This is a genomic window from Colwellia sp. KU-HH00111 (genome assembly GCF_040362745.1).
Classification (GTDB): domain Bacteria; phylum Pseudomonadota; class Gammaproteobacteria; order Enterobacterales; family Alteromonadaceae; genus Colwellia.
Window position 1 is genome coordinate 837,751 of record NZ_BAABWO010000001.1, and the last position, 19,187, is coordinate 856,937.

Genomic DNA, 19,187 nt, shown 5'->3' on the forward strand with positions numbered 1-19,187 from the left:
GAGTAATAGTATTGAATAAATGTAATGAAAGTTAATAAGGTTTTGTAAATGAGAAACATTTTTTTATTCGGCGAATGTATGATTGAGTTGATGAAATCATCATCAAATACAATGATTCAATCATTTGCAGGTGATGTTTTTAATACTGCTGTCTACCTAAAACGCACTTTCCCTGATATGAAAGTGCAATTAGTAACAGCAGTAGGTAAAGATCAATTTAGCCTAGATATGATGCAATATTTTCAAAAAGAAAATATTGGAACAGACTTCGTTTTTGAATCTGACACAAAAATTCCAGGTTTATATTCGATTCAAGTTGATGGTCAAGGTGAACGTAGTTTCACCTATTGGCGTGAAAATTCAGCGGCTAGACAAGTTATGCAGTTCATTGATAATGCTGTAGTAAATCAATTAGCTAAAGGGGATGTGTTTTTCTTCTCTGGCATATCTTTAGCCGTAATAGATCCTGATGCGCGGACTGATTTTTGGGCAATGATCGAAAAGTTAAAAGCAGCCGGTGTAAGCATAGTGTTTGATCCTAACTATCGTGCGCGTATGTGGGACAGCCAGTCACAAGCTAAAGCACAGTTTGAACAAGCATTTAGCTACGCAGACATTCTTCTACCGGGCGTTGATGACTTTGAACAATTGTATGGTTTATCAAGCTCTGAGGCTGTTTACAACTTTTGTAAGCCTTATCAGTTTAAAGAGTTAGTCATTAAAAATGGCGAAGCGGGCATTTTCTGTTATGCCGATGAATTAGCTTATCATTTTCCTATTACTCCAATTAAAAATGTCATTGATACCACATCAGCAGGCGACTCGTTTAATGGGGTATATCTTGGCGCACGAACAACTGGGTTTACGCTCAGTGAGGCAATAGAGCTGGCTGCTAAAGCTGCAGGCTTTGTTATTCAGCACCGAGGTGCCATTGTTGAACAACAGGCATATCAAGACTTTATTGATAAACAAAATTTAAACACCCTAATTAAAGGTTAATAAATGCATTCATTTTCTACTTTAATGGGCAAACAAACTCTGTTGCCCATTATTCAAGCAAATACGGTATCTCAGGGCGTTGAAACCGCAAAAGCTATGGTGGCTGCGGGTATACAATTAGTCGAAGTAGTACTGAGAACTGACGTTTCTCTTGATGTTATTAATACATTAAAAAAAGAATTACCTGAGTTACACGTAGGTGCAGGTACTGTTATCGACGGTACTATTTTAAAGCAAGCACTTGAAGTGGGTAGTGACTTTATTATTACACCTACTATTTCAACTAAGTTGTTAACTGAACTTTCAAATTGTCCTGTACCTGTATTACCCGGTGTTGCTAATGCGGCAGATATTTTGTTAGCACGTGAGTTTGGTTATACACAATTGAAGTTATTCCCTGCATCATTAGCTGGAGGAACGCCGTTTTTAAATGCGATGAGTTCAATTTTTCAAGATATTATTTTTTGTCCAACCGGCGGTATCAATGAAAAAAATCAACAAGATTACTTAGCATTATCCAACGTATTTGCTGTGGGTGGCACATGGGTTGCGAAAAAAGAATGGGTTGAGTCAGAAAATTGGGCTCAAATTACGGCTGCTTGTGCTGCTTCAAATCAAGTGGGGCGGGTATAGATAACAGCATGATGCAACCACGTTTATAAGATTTTATAAACGTAAACTGTCTATACTCAGGCGACATTAAGATGCATAATTTAGTAATACTTATCCTTATTCTCATTCAACAGGTATTGTTATGCATTATAAAAATATAAATTCCAGTGCAAAAAAATCTATAGCGCTAGTTGCACACGATAATATGAAACAAGAGCTGGTCAAATGGTGTCAATTTTATAAAGAAAAACTATCGCCACATAATCTTTATGCTACAGGCACAACCGGGCTTCTTTTAACAAAACAAACCCAGCTCAGCATTACTAAACTGATCAGCGGTCCATTGGGGGGAGATCAACAAATAGGGGCATTAATAACCGAGAGCAAACTCGATATGCTAGTATTTTTTTGGGACCCATTAGAGGCACAACCTCATGACCCAGATGTCAAGGCGCTATTACGTCTCGCAGCTGTTTGGAATATTCCTGTTGCATGTAATCTTTCCAGTGCCGAATTTTTAATTAATTCTAGCTTGTTTGATAAAAGCTATGAGCGCAGTGTACCTGACTATGAACGATACCTTGCTGAGCGAAGGTAATCTAGTTGGTATGGCTTAGGTTTACCTACCCCCCCCCCAAAAAAAAATGAATATCAACGAAATGCCAAAGAAATGTCAACGGCTGCTTTTATCCAACTTTATATCGGCAGTTGCGTTGTACACTTAATTTGTTTTAATGCAAAAGTGGAGTTGGCGGAAGCTACATTGGGCAAATGTATTAGGGTTTGCTTAAGCAGCCGTTCATAATCACTAACGCTGTTAACTAACACCCTAAGTATGTAATCTTTATCACCACTGGTTGAGTGGCATTGCACAATTTCTTTAACCTTTTGTACGGCTGTTTCAAAGGCGTTTAGCGATTCTTCAGCATGGCTTTTGATGGTAATATAAGTATAAACCGTCACTGAAAGTTCAAGTTTATCTGGGTCGAGCAAGGTGACTTTGCCTTTAATAATCCCCTCTGCTTGCAAACGTTTAACCCGCCGCCAGCAGGGAGTATGAGAAAGACCTGCAATTTCGCCAAGCTCTGCCATGGAGTAATCACCATTTTCTTGCAGTGCTTGTAGAATTTTCCTATCAAATTTGTCTAATTCCAAAACTCATCCTAATTAGCGTTGTTATTTAAAGATATTATCCTAAAATATTGCGCTTTAATACTAAACAAAGCAAAAAGCATTTTGTAAAAGTTGGCTACAATAGGATGGTTTTAACAAAGATCAAAAACAAAGAGCAAAAACAAAGACAAAAAATATAGAATAAATTGCATGCTAACGTAAACGAGTGTTGTACAATATCAGTCATAATAACCTTGCGCGTTTGAAGGTGACCTAAAAAATAGCATGTTAAGGCATATCAAAGTTTTGCAGATTTGATTAGCTTCTCTTTTAAGCTAATTTATTAAGTATTTGTAATTTTATAACGATAAAGAGATAACGATGACGATAGAAATAAACCCACTACCGATAGAAGAACGTAATAATTGCCCTGAAGAGTTCAGTTTTGGTGCCACCTTCTCTGATCACATGTTTACACAAGATTTTGATGAAAAAAATGGCTGGCATGACGCAAAAATTAGTCCTTACCATGCTTTGTCACTTGACCCTTCCGCAGCTGTTTTTCACTATAGCCAAGAAATCTTCGAAGGATTGAAAGCTTACCGTAATAGTGAAGGTAAAATTAATTTATTTCGTCCTGAAGAAAACATTAAGCGATTTAATCGCTCGGCCAAACGCATGGTAATGCCTGAAGTTGATGAGAGCTTACACCTTGATGCGATAAAATCATTAGTTGCACTGGATAAAAATTGGGTGCCTGATCAACAAGGTGCGTCTTTGTATATTCGCCCAACAATGATTGCTACAAGCCCTAAGCTGGGTTTGGGGGCTAGCAGCCAATATAGCCACTTTATTATAACTGGACCAGCAGGTAGCTATTTTGGTGGTGGTTTAACGCCTATTTCTGTTTTTGTTGCCGATAAGTATCGCCGTGCTGTTAAAGGTGGTGTCGGTGAGGCTAAAACCGGTGGAAATTATGCTGCTAGTCTTTATGCTTCAGAAGAAGTCAGCAAATTAGGTTTTTCTCAAGTGTTATGGTTAGATGCAGTTGAAGGTCGATTTATTGAAGAAGTTGGCGCAATGAATATTTGCTTCGTGTATGAAGGGAAAACCATTGTAACACCTAAGCTTAGCGGTAGCATTTTACCGGGCATAACACGTGACTCTATTTTAAAATTAGCGCCTACGCTTGGTTATGAGGTGAGTGAAGCACAACTCGATATTGAAACAATATTAGCCGATATTGATAGCTCAAAAATAACAGAAGTGTTTGGTTGTGGCACCGCAGCAGTGGTTTCTCCCGTTGGAAAACTAGGTTTTAAAGGGGCAGAGCATATTATTAACAATAATGAAACTGGGCCGGTATCTAAGCATATCTATGATGAATTAACCGGGATTCAATACGGAACGAGAGAAGATAAGTTTGGTTGGATTCAAACGGTTTAGTTTTAATTTCTGCTAGGTGGGCAACAAGGTAGCCAACTTGCTAAAATACACCCATTTTAATTACCAATAAAATGGGTGTTCAGGGCGGCAATGTTTTAAGCTTCATCCATAATAAGCTTAATTGTTTCTAAGCCTTTTCGTAAAGTGGTTTCGTCGGTAGCATAATTAATTCGAATACACTGGTGTTTATGTTGCCAATCATCATCGATACCAATAAAAAAATTATGCCCCGGGATAATATAAACGTATTTTTCTTTTAACCTTTGATACAGTGTTTCACTCGTTATTTTGGCATCTTTAAACCACAGCCACATAAAAAATGCGCCTTCTACCTTGTGCAAATACACCGACCTATCAGCAAAAATTTCATTGAATAACCCAATTGCGGTTTGTGACTTGTCACTATAATAAGGTTTAACCACATTTTTGCAGAGCTTGAGTAGCTCTTTATCTTTGAGCATTCGGGTCAACAACGAAGGCCCCAAACTATTAGGGGTGAGGATCATGCTGCCATTGATATGACCAAGCGCTTGAATAATTTCTTTGTTAGCGATAACTATGCCAGTGCGTAACCCAGCTAAACCTAATTTAGATAAAGACATACATAAAATAATATTTGAATTCCAAGTGAGGGTAGCATCAGTGTATATACACCCTGGAAACGGGTGACCGTAGGCATTGTCTACAATAAGAGGAATATTATATTGTTGCGCTAGTGAGTCTAATTGGTTTAGCTCCTCATCAGTGATGACATTACCTGTAGGGTTGGTTGGCCTTGAAACGCACAGCGCGCCAATAGCGTTGTCTGATGCTAATGTTTGGGCTACGGCATCAAAATTAACCACATACTTGAACTGCTTTGACTTGCTATCGGCGTCTAAAATTTCAATGTCAGGTTTGATCGCAATAAACATATCCTCTGACAAACCTTGATCAGCATAACCTACATATTCAGGAGCTAAAGGAAAAAGGATCTTTTTATGGCTACCATCAGTCATCTCTCCGGCAAATAAATTAAACAACACAAAGAAATTGGCTTGGCTACCATTGCTTAAGCCTATATTGTTTTTATCTAAACCCCAATCATAGTTTTCATTCAGTTTATTGGCGAGTGCAACACGAAAATCTTCATTACCTTGGGGGTGATCGTAAAGGCCAATAACCTTATCAATTTGGGTACTCGTCATTAGCTTTTGTAATTCGCTAACAAATACGCTGTTAACTTCGGGAATAACTGCTGGGTTACCGCCACCAAGCATAATAATATCAGGATTTTTGCTGTTTTTTGCATTCCCTAAATCCGTCATTAATTGACTGATCCCATTTGGACGGGTAAATTTTGAGCCAAATTTTGATAAGTTCATACAGTTGTTATTCATTATAAATAGGGTTGACCAGTATAACTGAAATAAATTGCTATCGCTTGTGCAAGGCAAGGTGTTTTTACTTCATTGAAATTACTGATTATTCTTCCTTTTCTGTCGGAAGGTGTTTATAGCCAGTTATCATTGCTGAGACTAACGCGGTTCTTTCTCTTCTTTCTGCGACGATGACACCTATAATGTGCAGAGGAATAAGCAACAGTAAACCATAAAATGCATAAACATGAGCCGTGATAAAGGGTTTGCGAATATCTCTCATTGCTTGGTAGGCAACTTGGTCAACATTATCTTTTGAATAAGGCTTAATGGCATCAAGATTTTGCTTATCTATGGCAATACTTTGCGAAAAATAGTGGCCAAAAGGCGGGTAGTAAATGTCTGTACCGGCAATAACTAAGCCAGAAATCATTTGAATTAACATTAGCGAGAGCAAAGCAAATACCATTAATTTACCGGCAGGGTTATGCCCTTTATAAGCTGACTTTTTATGCGCTTTAAAGTCGGCTAACTCTTTAGAAAAACCTTTTGCAAAGGGCAATACCTTATTCCATCGTTCGTATGTTTTGCCAACAAAACCAAGGGTCAACCTAAAGAGTAAATTAGCAGCAAATACATAGCCTACAATAACGTGTATAGTCTTTAACAAGATCTTTCCATCCGTACTCACGCCAATTAATTTACTATTAAAAATAATTAATCCGATAAAAATCAGCAATGTTATAGCTATTACATTGATCCAATGAAATAAGCGTATATTGCGACTCCATACAAAAACTTGCTTACGTTCGATACTCATATCAGCTCTCTCTTTTAGTTGTAGTATAGGTTAAAAGTGACCATTATCTGTCACAGGCGTTACCCAATATCTTAATTTTGCCCCCTGGCAAATGGGTTTAAGATGATGTTTAAGCGCATTTATCTCATTTGAAGTTATTAGTATGTCAAATTGATAGAAGGCTCTGTAACCCTCTACTTGCTCAGATATGTCATATAAGCTGTGTTCTTTACTATAACCACTCATTTTCGTCAAATTAAAGCCCGAGATCTTTGGCAAACTCATCAAACAATCAACCACATCATCCTTTAATGTTACTGGAACAATTAAAGTAAACATTGATACTTCAAGCATATCTTTTCTCCAACCAACAGTAAAAAATGGGGAGTAAATATAGTGTGGTAATTGTTGATGTTATTAGTCCACCGATAACTACAATAGCTAAAGGTTTTTGTATTTCAGCGCCTGGACCTGTTGCAAAAACCAAAGGCAATAAACCAAACATTGCTGTTGTTGCGGTCATTAATACCGGCCTTAACCTACGATTTGCACCGTCAATCACACGCTTTACTATGTTGGTCGAAGATAGCTTGGTTTGTTCAAAGTAACTAATCATAACAATACCATTTAATACGGCAACACCTAGCAAGGCAATAAAACCTACCGAGGCGGGAACTGATAAATACTCCTTACTCATATACAATGCAATAACTCCTCCCATTAGAGCAAACGGAATATTGGCAATAATTAACGCTGATTTAGCAATAGACTTAAAGGTTGTAAACAAAATAATAAAGATTAGTAAAACAGCGATAGGAATCATAATTAATAAATTTCTGGTTGCTCGTTGCTGGCTTTCAAATTCACCTCCAAAAGCTAATGTGTAACCTGAAGGAAGCTTGATAGCCGAGTCTATTTTAGTATGTAATTCTTCTACAAAACTAACAATATCTCTGTTAGTTACATTGACACTGACAGAAGCAAATCGGTTTCCTTTTTCTCTTTCTATTAAAAGAGGACCTGTTTTAAACGTAATGTCAGCAATTTGTTCAAGGGGTAATAATTCATTATTTGGCATTAAAATAAGTTTTTGCTTTAATGCGGTTATTGAAGATATTTCATTGTGACTTGAACTCATATTTTGTGTGCTGTTAAAAACAATAGGGATGGTACGATTACCTTCAAGTAAAGAAGATACTTGTAGTCCTTCAAGTTGAGATGTTAAGAAGTGACTTAGTTGTTGCGTTGATAAACCAAATTGACTGGCAATTTCTGAAATGAGTTTTATGTTTACATACTTTCCACCTTCAATAATTGCCATTTGTACGTCAGAAGCACCTTCTATGGTATTGGCTAATATTGCTATTTTTTCTACTAATGTAGCAAGTATGGAAATATCATTACCAAAAACTTTGATTGAAATATCACCAGTGCTACCTGTTAACATTTCAGATACTCGCATTTGTATTGGTTGGGTAAAACCGATTCCCATACCTGGAAATTTAGTCAGTGTTTTACGAATATCTTCAATTAATTCCTGTTTGGTATCGAAGCGCCATTCACTTTTTGGTGCAAGCTCCATAAATACGTCTGTTTCATTTAATCCCATAGGATCAAGACCAAGTTCATCCGAGCCGGTTCGCGCAACCACTTGTACTATTTCAGGAATATTTTGCAAGAGTTCTTTTTCAACTTGTTCATCAATACGCACAGATGATGCTAAGGAAATGCTAGGGGACTTTTCAAGTTGTACAATAATGTCACCTTCGTCGAGCACTGGCATGAAGCTCTTACCTAAATATTGAAAAAGAACTAGACTAACAACCAATATACTCAGTGATAATAAAACCAGTGTTGCAGGTTTATCCGTAGTTTTTGACAGTGAATTGACATAAAACTTCTGTAAAAGCATTATAATCTTTGGTGGCTTAATAGCTTCATTTTTAAGTAGAACAGACGAAAGTATAGGAATAATAGTAAGTGATAAAATCAAAGCGCTTAGCATTGCAAATACTATAGTAAGTGCAACAGGAGTAAATAGTTTCCCTTCTAAACCTGACAGCATTAATAAAGGAGAAAACACTATGATAATTATTATAGTGCCTGAAAATACAGGGGTTGCCACCTCTTTACAAGCCCTGAAAATAACATGCAACCTTGGTAAATGCTGATTATCGGCTAATTTATTGACGATGTTTTCAACAATGACTACGGAAGAATCGACCAACATACCTATAGCAATAACAAGTCCACCAAGGCTCATTAAGTTTGCCGATAAGTTAAACTGCTTCATTAAAATAAATGTCATCAGTGCAGCCATAGGTAGTGATAATGAAACAACTAATGAAGAGCGGATATCTCCGAGAAATATGGCTAGTAATACTATGACTAAAATAACCGCTTGGCCTAAGGCATTTGTGATTGTGTCTATCGCGGTATCAATCAAGTTAGATCTATCATAAAAAACATTGATTTTTGTTCCTTGCGGTAGTGACGCCTCAATCTCTTTAAGTTTATTTTTTACATCAGTCACTACTTGGGCTGTATTGCTATTTTTTAACGCTATTATTAAGCCTTGCGTTGCTTCTTTACCATTTTTGGTAACAGCACCATACCTTGTTAAGCTCCCTACCTGAATTTTTGCAATATCATCGAGTCGAACGACTTTATTTTTAACTATCTTAACCACGGTATTTTTGATCGAATTAATATCAGTAAACTTACCTTCAGTTCTAAGAATGAGAGTATCGTTGCCTTTAATAATACGCCCAATGCCACCATTTTGGTTGGTAACATCAATAACAGATGCAATTTCTTCAAATGATATCTGGTATTGCTGCATTAACAATATATTAGGCACTATTTTATAGGTCTTTACGAAGCCACCTAAGCTATTTACGTCAGCTACTCCTGATACGGTTCTCAGCAAAGGACGAATATGCCAATCAAGTAATGTTCTTTTCTCGGTAAGTGACAGCGTAGGGTGCTCGATGGTAAACATGAACACTTCACTTAATGGCGTACTCATTGGAGCCATTCCACCACTAATATTTGAGGGGAGGCTTGGCAGTATATTAGCCAAGCGCTCGTTTACTTGTTGCCTTGCCCAATATATGTCAGTGCCATCTTTAAAATCTAGAGTGATATCGGTTATAGAATATTTTGTTGTTGATCTCAGCATTTCTTGAGCAGGGATACCCAATAATTCAGTCTCAATGATTCGTGTAACTTGAGACTCAATTTCTAAAGCATTCATGCCAGGTAGCTTAAGTACTATTTTTACTTGTGTAGGCGATATTTCAGGAAATGCATCGACAGGTATTCCCAACCAAGACTTTACTCCAAAAAACATTGCTAACACTACGAAAATACTAACAAATAAACGCTGAATCAGTGAAAATTTAATGATTAGGTTCAACATTTAATCAGTCCCTAAATTAAGTAAACTTCCTTGAAGAATGCTTACCGAGCTAATAAGTGCATGCTTACTTTCAATATGTTCTTTAGTTGTAAAAATATAATTTGCTTCGTTTGTACCTAAAAGGTGAATAGGAACTAAAGACAAAGCGTCATTTACTTTTAAAGCAATATAATCTTTATTTTCATATTCAAAAATGGCTGACTTAGCAACTTTAAATCCATTAACATGCCTTATTGGAGTCACTGTGATGGATTGGCCTAGCGTTAATTGACAGTGTGTTGATGTTGGTGAAGCCCACAACCTCTGGTGGAACCTATCTGCAATATTCTCGATATAATTAACCTCAAGGTTGCAGGTCGGGTTAACTTCAAAGTGAGATATGCTCGAAGCTAACATTAGCGGCATGCTAATTTGAACTTTGAGAGCATCTTTATTTATGACATCGAAGGAAAGTTCACCTGATAATTTACTGCTTGCTGGGGTTGGTATTTGTATTACCCCATTTATAGGGCTAATAAGGCTGACTTGCTCATTTTGAGCAATATGTAAAAAAGACATTTGGTGCTGTAAATGTTCAAATTTTAGTTTAGCTTCATAGTAGTTTTCAGCTATTTCAAGCCACTGTGAGCTTCTTATTGTTTTTTTCTCAAAATATAGTTTATTTCTTTGAAAATGATGTGCTTGAATTTCTAGTAGTGCTTTTGATGAATTATATGATTCGATAAAATGATGCACATCGTAACCCTCAACCATAGCCACTTTTTGCCCTTGTTTGACCTGACTACCATTGGTTACTAAATAATTGACTTGTTGTGTATCAAATGGGAGCCTTACAGAAAAGTTCTTTCCTGGCATATAGCTAACGTCGCCTATTAAGTTTTGCCCTTTCATTTTATTAACTTTTTCTATTTTTGAAAATTGCGTTTCAAATGCACCTAATGAAGACAATTTGATCATTTTCAAATGTTCACCTGCATTTACGGCAGATACTTGAATTAGGACAACTAATAAGAACCAAAATAGCGTATATTGTGTTGCATCATTTGTTATAGTTTTTTTTCTGAAGGGTAATGTCATATAGTTCAATCGTTATAAAAAATTTATGATTGAATTATTACTTTTAAATGATGTTGAAACATTAGACATACGTTGGTTTTTACAGTTTTGTTATATTTCTTTTAACATGGTACATATGTCTGTTGAAATTCTATCTTGCTGATAATAGAGGGTTTATGAGAGATAAGTTCATAGCGATAGTTTTGCTTGTTATAATGATTTTGAATTTTTTTGATGTGTTTACCGATATATCTTTAGGTGTGCCTAGTTGGCATATTCTATCGGAAAGCCTTATTGTCATCGTTTCAGGAGTCGGTGCGTTATTTTTAATTAAGGATATAAATGCAAGAACATCTGATATTTCAAGATTAAAACAAGAGTTATTAATTTCGGATGATAAATTTAGAAATATTTCCGATGAAATGATAACAGCACGGCACGAATACAGTGCTGTGATTCATAACCAATTCGAGCTATGGTCACTCACCTCAAGTGAGCAAGAAATTGCAATGTTATTATTAAAGGGCTTGAGCTTTAAAGAAATTAGTGCGGTCAGAAATACCAAAGAAAAAACGGTTAGACAACAAGCTTCGGTTATCTACAGTAAAGCTAATGTTGATGGTAGGCACGAGTTTGCTGCATGGTTTCTAGAAGACTTTATGTGATTTTGAAGTGTTAAATCAAACGATATTATTAAAAAATCAAGCTCCCCATAGGGCACGAGAGCGCTAGAGCAACCAACTGTAGCTTTTGATCTTCTACTTGTAACTTAAGGGCTACCTGTAGTAGATTATTTGTAGAAAAACCTTTCAGGTAGGGATGAATGAGAGCAGTATTTACAAGCTATAGCTTAATCAAGCGGTTGAGTCATGTCAGTAATAAAGTCAATTTATTTACAATTGCTTGGGCTGTTTTTATCAATGTTTAAACATTCAGCTGCCATACTGCTCACCTTTGTTATTTCAATGGCGTTTGCTTGCTATGCCGTTCATTTACTTTATCAATATAATTATCAACAAAAATATATCACGGTACAAAAAATAGCCGCTAGTTTTGCTAGCCAAATTAGAACCGATTTGAATCAAACCTTATCAGCAGCTTATCCATTAGCAGCATTAGTGCGTGCTCAAAACGGTAAAGTGACAGGTTTTACCGAATTAGCAACAGAAATGCTGGCTTTGTATCCCAGTATTGCCTCTTTACAATTATCTCCCAACGGTGTGCTTAAATATTCAGTGCCTATTGAAGGCAACGAGTTAGCAATCGGACATGATTTTTTATCTGATCCTACACAAGATAAAGAAGCGCAGCTGGCAATTTCCTCGGGTAAACTTACTTTGGCTGGTCCGTTTAATTTAATTCAAGGAGGGGTTGGTGCAATTGCACGACTACCGATTTTTTTAAACAGTAAACAAGGTCAAGTTTTTTGGGGATTCTCTTCCGTATTAATTCGCTTTCCTGAGGCACTTAATACCACTAATTTATCATCCTTAAGTAGCTCAGGTATAGGTTATCAACTGTCTCGAAAACATTCTGATACCGGCCATATACAAATAATAGCCTCATCAAACACCAAAATAATTGATGCACCTGAAGTGTTCAATATTCCAATTCCTAATGGCCATTGGACCTTTATTGCTTATCCCATTGATGGTTGGAGCAATACTCCCGCACTTGTATTTTCTATATTTGTAGGGTTATTGTTTGTTTCATTAACCACCTTTTTAGCTTTTTTGTTAACGCGTTTAAAGTTGAGTAACTTACGTTTACAAAAAATGGTAATAAAAAGAACAAAAGATTTACAAGGCAATATTGAGCGTTATGTTGAAAGTGAAAGACGGTTACTGTTAAGTCAAAAGGCTGGTGGCATAATTACCTGGGAATGGGACATTGTAAATAACATCATTACTTGGTCGGCCCATGCGTTAAAATTATTTGGCAAAATTCCAGCAAAAGCAACCATAACCTTAGAAAGTTTTCTTGATAATGTTCATGCTGATGATAAAGCTAAAGTCGTTAATGCACTCAATCAATGCATTGAATCTGGCGTTGAATATAATGTTGATCATCGCATTATTTTGGCTGACGGTAGTGTGTTGTGGATAAATGAAAAAGCGGATGTCGTTAGAGACCATCGCGGTAAAGCTATCACTATGTTAGGGGCCTCTATAGATATTACCGAGCGCAAAAAAATAGAAGATAAATTGCAATTGTCGGCACAAGTATTTAGCGACACCCATGAAGGCATCATTATCACTGATAGCCATAAGCATATAGTTGATGTGAACCCTGCATTTTGTCAGGTAACAGGCTACAAGCGTGAAGAGGTTATTGGAAAAAATCCACGTTTTCTCAGTTCAAATAAGCAAGATGAAGCCTTCTATCAAGCTATGTGGCAAAGCATTAACAAGCACGGCCACTGGCAAGGAGAGGTATGGAATCGTAAAAAAACGGGCGAACTATATGCAGAATTACTCACTATTTCTGTGTTAAAAGATGCTGATAATAATACCGTTAATTATGTCGGAATGTTCACTGATATTACCAGAAGCAAACTACAGCAAGAACAACTTAGCCGTATTGCCCATTACGATATACTCACTAACTTACCAAACCGCGTGTTGCTCACCGACCGCATTACCCAGTCAATGTTGCAATGTAATCGTCATAAATTGTCAATGGCGGTAGTGTTTTTAGACCTAGATGGTTTTAAACAAGTAAATGATGTTTATGGTCATGATGCTGGAGACAAACTGTTGGTATCTCTGTCCGTTCGCATGAAAGATGCATTACGAGAAGGCGATAGTTTAGCACGCCTTGGTGGCGATGAATTTGTTGCGGTACTGTCTGATTTAGCTAAAGTTGAAGACTGCGAACCTGTCCTAGAACGCTTGTTAGAAGCATCGTCTGCGCCAGTGACGATAGAAGAGCAGATATTCAATGTTTCAGCTAGCATTGGTGTTACCCTTTATCCTCAGGATAATGTTGCCGCTGATCAGTTGATGCGCCATGCGGATCAAGCGATGTATAAAGCAAAAGAGTTGGGTAAAAACCGTTATCACCTATTTGATACGGTTCAAGATGTTGCCATTAAAGAACAACATGAAGTGCTTGAAGCTATCCGCACCGCCCTCGATAATCAGCAATTTGTGTTGTATTATCAACCGAAAGTTAATATGAGAACGGGAGAAGTCACTGGGGTTGAAGCGCTGATTCGTTGGCAACATCCTACACGCGGCTTATTAAGCCCAATAGAATTTTTACCATCAATTGAAAATAACCCCATGATGATAGAACTAGGTGAGTGGGTTATTAATACTGCCTTGCAACAAATTAGTCAGTGGCAAACTACCGTACTCACCGCGCCAGTTAAAATTAGCGTCAATATTGCCGCAGTTCAACTGCAACAACCAGACTTTGCGCAAAAATTGGCATCCTTGCTAGCTGCTCACCCCAACATTAAACCTCAATATTTAGAGCTTGAAGTATTAGAAACTAGTGCCTTAGAAAGCGTAAACCATGGTTCAAAAATAATGAATGCCTGCAAAGCGCTTGGAGTCAATTTTGCTTTAGATGATTTTGGCACCGGATACTCCTCTTTAACTTACCTAAGAAGGTTGCCCGCAGACTTAATTAAAATAGATCAAAGCTTTATTCGTGACATGCTCCATGATGCCGATGATTTTGCTATTGTTGAAGGTGTAATCGCCTTAGCCAAATCATTTAAACGCGAAGTTATTGCTGAAGGGGTTGAAACGGTTGAACATGGGGTAGCGCTGTTACAAATTGGCTGTGAACTCGCACAAGGCTATGGCATTGCTAAACCTATGCCGGGCAATGAAATTCCTGGGTGGATTAGCCATTGGCAGCCTGATGCAAGTTGGAGTATTAAAAAATCGATAAATAGTTTCTAAAAATCAAACAAAAAATGCAAAAAAACGCAAAAAAAATGCACCTAAATAATAGGTGCATAAAACATGAAACATCAAGGGAATAACATTACTGTTAAGTAAGAGTGCGCATATTAGATTAAGTTCAATTTATTTCAATTTAATTTGAATTATTTCCAAATATCAGAAAACTATTGCTTATTATCAGCTAAAAACATATTCACCGCATAGTCACAGATCTCTTCCACTTTGCTATTATCAGTATAGATACCATCAATAAATAACTTGGCGATCCCATGTACCGTTCCCCACAAAACCTGAGATACTCTTAAGGCATTATCATCAACATTAAGCAATCCTTGTTGTTGCCATTGCTGGGTCATGGTCACCTGAAATTGAAAACATGGGTAAGCACAATCGCGAAGCTCTTGCGTACTATTTTTATCTTTCCAAATAGTACGACCAAACATTAATTCATAGAGTTCAGCGTTGTTACTGGCAAACCTGATGTAATTATGAATAAACCGGCTAAAACGCTCATGGGGTGATAAATGTGTTTCTTCGAAGCCATGCTGATTTATCCGGTTAAGCTTTTCAAAGCCATTTTCAGCAATACCACATAACAACGCATTTTTATCTTTAAAGTGATGATAAGGCGCAGTTCTTGATACACCAACTTGAGCCGCAAGTTTTCGTAAAGACAAGGCTTCAATACCGTGTTCTTTAATCATCTCACTGGCAACGCGTAGTAAAGTGGTACGCAAATCACCGTGATGATAGTTTAATTTTTCTGGAGTATTTTTCATAACAGCCAATTTAGCAGCGAATTGTTAAACAATCAATCTTGACAGCGTCATAGCTTGGGTGTAATTTATAATTATGTTAACTTGACAATGTCAACTTATTGAAAGTGACTGGTCAAAATCAATGATTCAAAAAAATGGGTCAATGATAATTAAAATATAAATTGCCTATAAAGAGAGAAGCTATGTCTGAGCAAATGCCTGAACAACAATTTTCAAAACTATTAGCACCACTGGATCTTGGTTTTACTACCCTAAAAAACCGTATCATCATGGGGTCTATGCACACTGGTTTAGAAGAACACCCCGACGGCACTCGACGTATGGCGGCGTATTTTGGCGAACGAGCCAAAGGCGGTTGTGCGCTTATGGTTACTGGTGGTTTTGGACCATCAGAGCGCGGTGCTACGCATCCAAATACTAAAAGAATTGAAACAGCAGAAGACATTGCAAAGCACAAAGAAATTACCGACGCGGTACACAAGTACGATAGTAAAATTTGTATGCAAATACTGCATACAGGGCGCTATGCCTATAATCCAAGCCCAATAGCCCCTTCAGCAATACAAGCACCTATTAACCCAGCGAAGCCAGAAGCTTGTACGGTAGAAATGATCGAACACGAAATTCAAAGTTTTGTTGATTTAGCCTTAGTAGCCCAGCAAGCGAATTACGATGGTGTTGAAGTCATGGGCTCTGAAGGTTATTTCATTAACCAGTTTACCGCCCTAAGAACCAATCAACGTGATGATGACTGGGGTGGTGCTTATGAAAATCGCATAAAACTAGGGGTTGAAATCGTACGAAGAATTCGTGAAGCAGTGGGTGAAAAGTTCATTATAATTTTCCGCCTTTCAATGATGGATCTCGTTGAAGGCGGCAGTAGTTTTGACGAAGTGGTACAGTTTGGCCAAGCGATAGAAAAAGCGGGGGCATCCATTATTAATACTGGCATAGGTTGGCATGAAGCACGTATTCCAACTATTCAAACCAAAGTGCCACGTGCCGCTTTTACGTGGGTTACAGCCAAATACAAGGAACATTTCACTATACCTGTGGTTACTTCTAATCGTATCAATACGCCTGAAGTTGCTGAGCAAGTGCTACAAAATGGCGATGCAGACATGATTTCAATGGCGCGGCCATTTTTGGCTGATGCAGAATTTGTCAATAAAGCTGCCGAAGGTCGAAGTGATGAAATCAATACCTGTATCGGCTGTAACCAAGCGTGTTTAGATCATGTGTTCTCAGGAAAAATGAGCAGTTGTTTAGTTAACCCAAGAGCCTGTCACGAAACTGAGATTAATATCATACCGACTAAAAGCATCAAAAAAATTGCGGTTGTGGGTGCTGGCCCAGCCGGGCTTTCAGCCGCTACCGCCTTGGCACAAGCAGGACATGAGGTCACACTGTTTGACGGAGAAAGCCAAGTAGGTGGACAATTTAATATCGCCAAACAAGTTCCAGGCAAAGAAGAGTTTGATGAAACCATTCGTTATTATTCTCGTCAATTAACATTAACCGGGGTCACTGTTAAATTAAATACCCGAGTTACTGCGAATGAACTCAATAACAGTGATTTCGACGATGTAGTTATTGCTACCGGCATTAATCCCAGAACCCCAGTCATTGAAGGTATAGAACACGACAAAGTGCTCAATTACATTGACGTGCTCAAACATAAAAAAGCCGTAGGCAAAAAAGTTGCCGTGATTGGCGCTGGCGGCATAGGCTTTGATGTATCAGAATACTTAGTGCATGCAGGGCAAGGCACTAGCCAAGATATTGCCGCTTACATGAAAGAGTGGGGAGTCGATATGACCCTTAAAGCGCGTGCAGGTATTGAAGGAATGCAAAAAGAAATTACCCCTCCAGCTAGAGACGTTTATTTATTGCAGCGCAAAGCCAGTAAAGTTGGCGCAGGGTTAGGTAAAACTACAGGGTGGATCCACCGTACAGGGCTTAAACATAAAAACGTTAAAATGCTTGCCGGGTGTGAATATCATAAAATTGATGATGACGGTTTGCATTTAACTATTGCTGGTGAACCACAAGTATTAGCCGTTGATAATATCATTGTTTGTGCTGGTCAAGACCCAGCCAGAGAGCTAGTGGCAGGTTTAAACAAACCTTATCATTTAATTGGTGGAGCAGATGTAGCAGCAGAGCTTGATGCTAAACGTGCTATTAAACAAGGTTTAGAGCTAGCGATACAATTATCATAATAAAAATCGCAACATATTGTACTCAGCATTATTGAATAAAAGGTGACAAATATTTTGTCACCTTTTTTGATTCTCTGGTACTGAACACAATAGAACAGAGCAGAATTGAACAGAGCCGTTCTAAACAGCACTAAACATGACTAATAGTGTTTATTCTGGAACACCATAAGTATCAACCACGTAATCAAGATCTTTATCACCTCGACCACTTAGGTTAACCAACACTGAACGCTCAGGGTTCTGTTGTGCAAGTTTAATGGCATAAGCAACCGCATGGGCACTTTCTAATGCTGGAATAATTCCCTCTAAGCGGCTTAACTCATAAAAAGCGTCAATACATTCTTTATCGGTAATGCTCTCGTAAGTAACCTTGTTTAAGTCTTTAAGCATACTGTGTTCGGGGCCAATGCCAGGGTAATCTAGGCCACTAGCGATAGAGTGTACGGGGGCAGGCTCACCATTTTCATCTTGTAAAGTATAACATTTAAAGCCATGAATCACGCCAGGCTTCCCTAATGTCATTGTTGCAGCATGCTCACCGGTTTTAAATGATTTACCCGCAGGTTCAACACCAAAGAGTTGACATTCATCATCGTCTAAAAAGGCAGAGAACAAGCCAATAGCATTACTACCACCGCCAACACAAGCCACCACACTGTCTGGTAATTCGCCAGTCATTTCAAAAAATTGATCTCTAGCTTCAATACCTATAATGCGCTGAAAATCACGCACAATCATAGGGAACGGATGTGGGCCAACCACTGAGCCAATGCAATAAATGGTTGAGTCGGGGTCTTTCAGGTAGGATTCAAAAGCACTATCTACCGCTTCTTTTAAAGTTTTTAAGCCATGAGTTGCCGGAATAACTGTCGCGCCTAATACTTTCATGCGCAGCACATTAGGGTATTCTTTTTCAATATCCACTTGACCCATATGAATTTCACATTCTAAGCCAAAGTATGCGGCAGCGGTTGCAAGTGCAACACCATGTTGTCCAGCGCCAGTTTCAGCAATTAACTTCTTTTTGCCTAAATGCTTAGCCAGCAATGCTTCTCCCATACAATGGTTTAGCTTATGGGCACCTGTATGGTTTAAGTCTTCTCGTTTCAAATAAATTTGGCCACCATATTTTTGTGATAAGCGGTGACAATGATATACAGGGGTAGGGCGACCTTGATAGTATTTTCGAATATCACGTAACTCAGAAATAAACTTATGTGATTTACTAATGGCAAAGTAAGCATCATTAATTTTTTTCATTTCCTCCTCTAAATTAGGAGGAATAAAAGCACCACCATAGTCATTAAAAAAGCCATCTTTATTTGGGTATTTTTTAAAGTAATTTTCTTTCATTGCATCCCTCGATAATTAAGTTGAAGTGTAAAAAGCGTTAAGTGTAAAAAAGAATAAACAACCCAAAACAATACAGCAAGGCTAAATCCAGCCATTTTGCTAATCTTAATCA

The 19,187-nt window shown here is 37.8% G+C and carries 15 protein-coding genes; 7 read left to right on the forward strand and 8 right to left on the reverse strand.

Going from position 1 to position 19,187, the window contains the following annotated elements; translation table 11 throughout:
- Positions 1–48 precede the first annotated feature (48 nt).
- The 3 genes from ABXG98_RS03645 (at position 49) to ABXG98_RS03655 (ending at position 2,209) form a co-directional block, all read left to right on the forward strand.
- A complete protein-coding gene (locus ABXG98_RS03645; protein ID WP_353537319.1) occupies positions 49–999 on the forward strand; it encodes a sugar kinase in 951 nt (316 codons plus the stop codon).
- A 3-nt stretch (positions 1,000–1,002) separates the two neighbouring features.
- A complete protein-coding gene (gene eda / locus ABXG98_RS03650; protein ID WP_353537320.1) occupies positions 1,003–1,632 on the forward strand; it encodes a bifunctional 4-hydroxy-2-oxoglutarate aldolase/2-dehydro-3-deoxy-phosphogluconate aldolase in 630 nt (209 codons plus the stop codon).
- A gap of 121 nt (positions 1,633–1,753) precedes the next feature.
- Positions 1,754–2,209: a methylglyoxal synthase gene (locus tag ABXG98_RS03655; protein ID WP_353537321.1), complete on the forward strand. Its 456-nt coding sequence runs from the start codon at positions 1,754–1,756 to the stop codon at positions 2,207–2,209.
- A 98-nt stretch (positions 2,210–2,307) separates the two neighbouring features.
- Here the strand turns inward: ABXG98_RS03655 and ABXG98_RS03660 are convergent, their stop codons facing one another.
- Positions 2,308–2,766: an Lrp/AsnC family transcriptional regulator gene (locus tag ABXG98_RS03660; RefSeq protein WP_353537322.1), complete on the reverse strand. Its 459-nt coding sequence runs from the start codon at positions 2,764–2,766 to the stop codon at positions 2,308–2,310.
- A gap of 339 nt (positions 2,767–3,105) precedes the next feature.
- On the opposite strand from ABXG98_RS03660, the gene ABXG98_RS03665 reads away from it, so the two are divergent.
- Positions 3,106–4,170 (forward strand): branched-chain amino acid aminotransferase, encoded by a 1,065-nt coding sequence (locus ABXG98_RS03665; protein WP_353537323.1) that lies wholly within the window; start codon positions 3,106–3,108, stop codon positions 4,168–4,170.
- A 95-nt stretch (positions 4,171–4,265) separates the two neighbouring features.
- Here the strand turns inward: ABXG98_RS03665 and ABXG98_RS03670 are convergent, their stop codons facing one another.
- From ABXG98_RS03670 to ABXG98_RS03690, 5 genes are all read right to left on the reverse strand, one after another.
- Complete coding sequence (locus ABXG98_RS03670; RefSeq protein WP_353537324.1) at positions 4,266–5,534, reverse strand: valine--pyruvate transaminase; 1,269 nt, start codon at positions 5,532–5,534, stop codon at positions 4,266–4,268.
- 100 nt (positions 5,535–5,634) lie between these two features.
- A complete protein-coding gene (locus ABXG98_RS03675; protein ID WP_353537325.1) occupies positions 5,635–6,348 on the reverse strand; it encodes a cytochrome b/b6 domain-containing protein in 714 nt (237 codons plus the stop codon).
- A 30-nt stretch (positions 6,349–6,378) separates the two neighbouring features.
- The gene (locus ABXG98_RS03680) at positions 6,379–6,681 is read right to left on the reverse strand and encodes a DUF3240 family protein (protein ID WP_353537326.1); all 303 of its coding nucleotides are present in this window, start codon (positions 6,679–6,681) and stop codon (positions 6,379–6,381) included.
- Positions 6,674–9,748, reverse strand: coding sequence for an efflux RND transporter permease subunit (locus tag ABXG98_RS03685; RefSeq protein ID WP_353537327.1), 3,075 nt, complete (start codon positions 9,746–9,748; stop codon positions 6,674–6,676). The genes ABXG98_RS03680 and ABXG98_RS03685 overlap by 8 nt, the downstream gene beginning before the upstream one ends.
- On the reverse strand, positions 9,749–10,825 hold the full coding sequence (locus ABXG98_RS03690; protein ID WP_353537328.1) for an efflux RND transporter periplasmic adaptor subunit: 1,077 nt from the start codon (positions 10,823–10,825) through the stop codon (positions 9,749–9,751).
- Positions 10,826–10,980: 155 nt separating this feature from the next.
- On the opposite strand from ABXG98_RS03690, the gene ABXG98_RS03695 reads away from it, so the two are divergent.
- Together ABXG98_RS03695 and ABXG98_RS03700 are read left to right on the forward strand one after the other, a co-directional pair.
- Positions 10,981–11,469, forward strand: a complete 489-nt coding sequence (locus ABXG98_RS03695) for a helix-turn-helix transcriptional regulator (RefSeq protein WP_353537329.1) — start codon at positions 10,981–10,983, stop codon at positions 11,467–11,469.
- A 204-nt stretch (positions 11,470–11,673) separates the two neighbouring features.
- Positions 11,674–14,718, forward strand: a complete 3,045-nt coding sequence (locus ABXG98_RS03700; protein WP_353537330.1) for an EAL domain-containing protein — start codon at positions 11,674–11,676, stop codon at positions 14,716–14,718.
- A 167-nt stretch (positions 14,719–14,885) separates the two neighbouring features.
- On the opposite strand, the gene ABXG98_RS03705 is transcribed toward ABXG98_RS03700, so the two are convergent.
- Positions 14,886–15,500: a TetR/AcrR family transcriptional regulator gene (locus ABXG98_RS03705; protein ID WP_353537331.1), complete on the reverse strand. Its 615-nt coding sequence runs from the start codon at positions 15,498–15,500 to the stop codon at positions 14,886–14,888.
- Positions 15,501–15,682: 182 nt separating this feature from the next.
- Between ABXG98_RS03705 and ABXG98_RS03710 the strand changes: the two genes are divergently transcribed.
- Positions 15,683–17,722 carry an oxidoreductase gene (locus tag ABXG98_RS03710; RefSeq protein WP_353537332.1) on the forward strand — a complete coding sequence of 680 codons (2,040 nt, stop codon included), beginning with the start codon at positions 15,683–15,685 and terminating at the stop codon, positions 17,720–17,722.
- A gap of 150 nt (positions 17,723–17,872) precedes the next feature.
- On the opposite strand, the gene trpB is transcribed toward ABXG98_RS03710, so the two are convergent.
- A complete protein-coding gene (trpB, locus tag ABXG98_RS03715) occupies positions 17,873–19,075 on the reverse strand; it encodes a tryptophan synthase subunit beta (protein ID WP_353537333.1) in 1,203 nt (400 codons plus the stop codon).
- Positions 19,076–19,187: the final 112 nt, after the last annotated feature.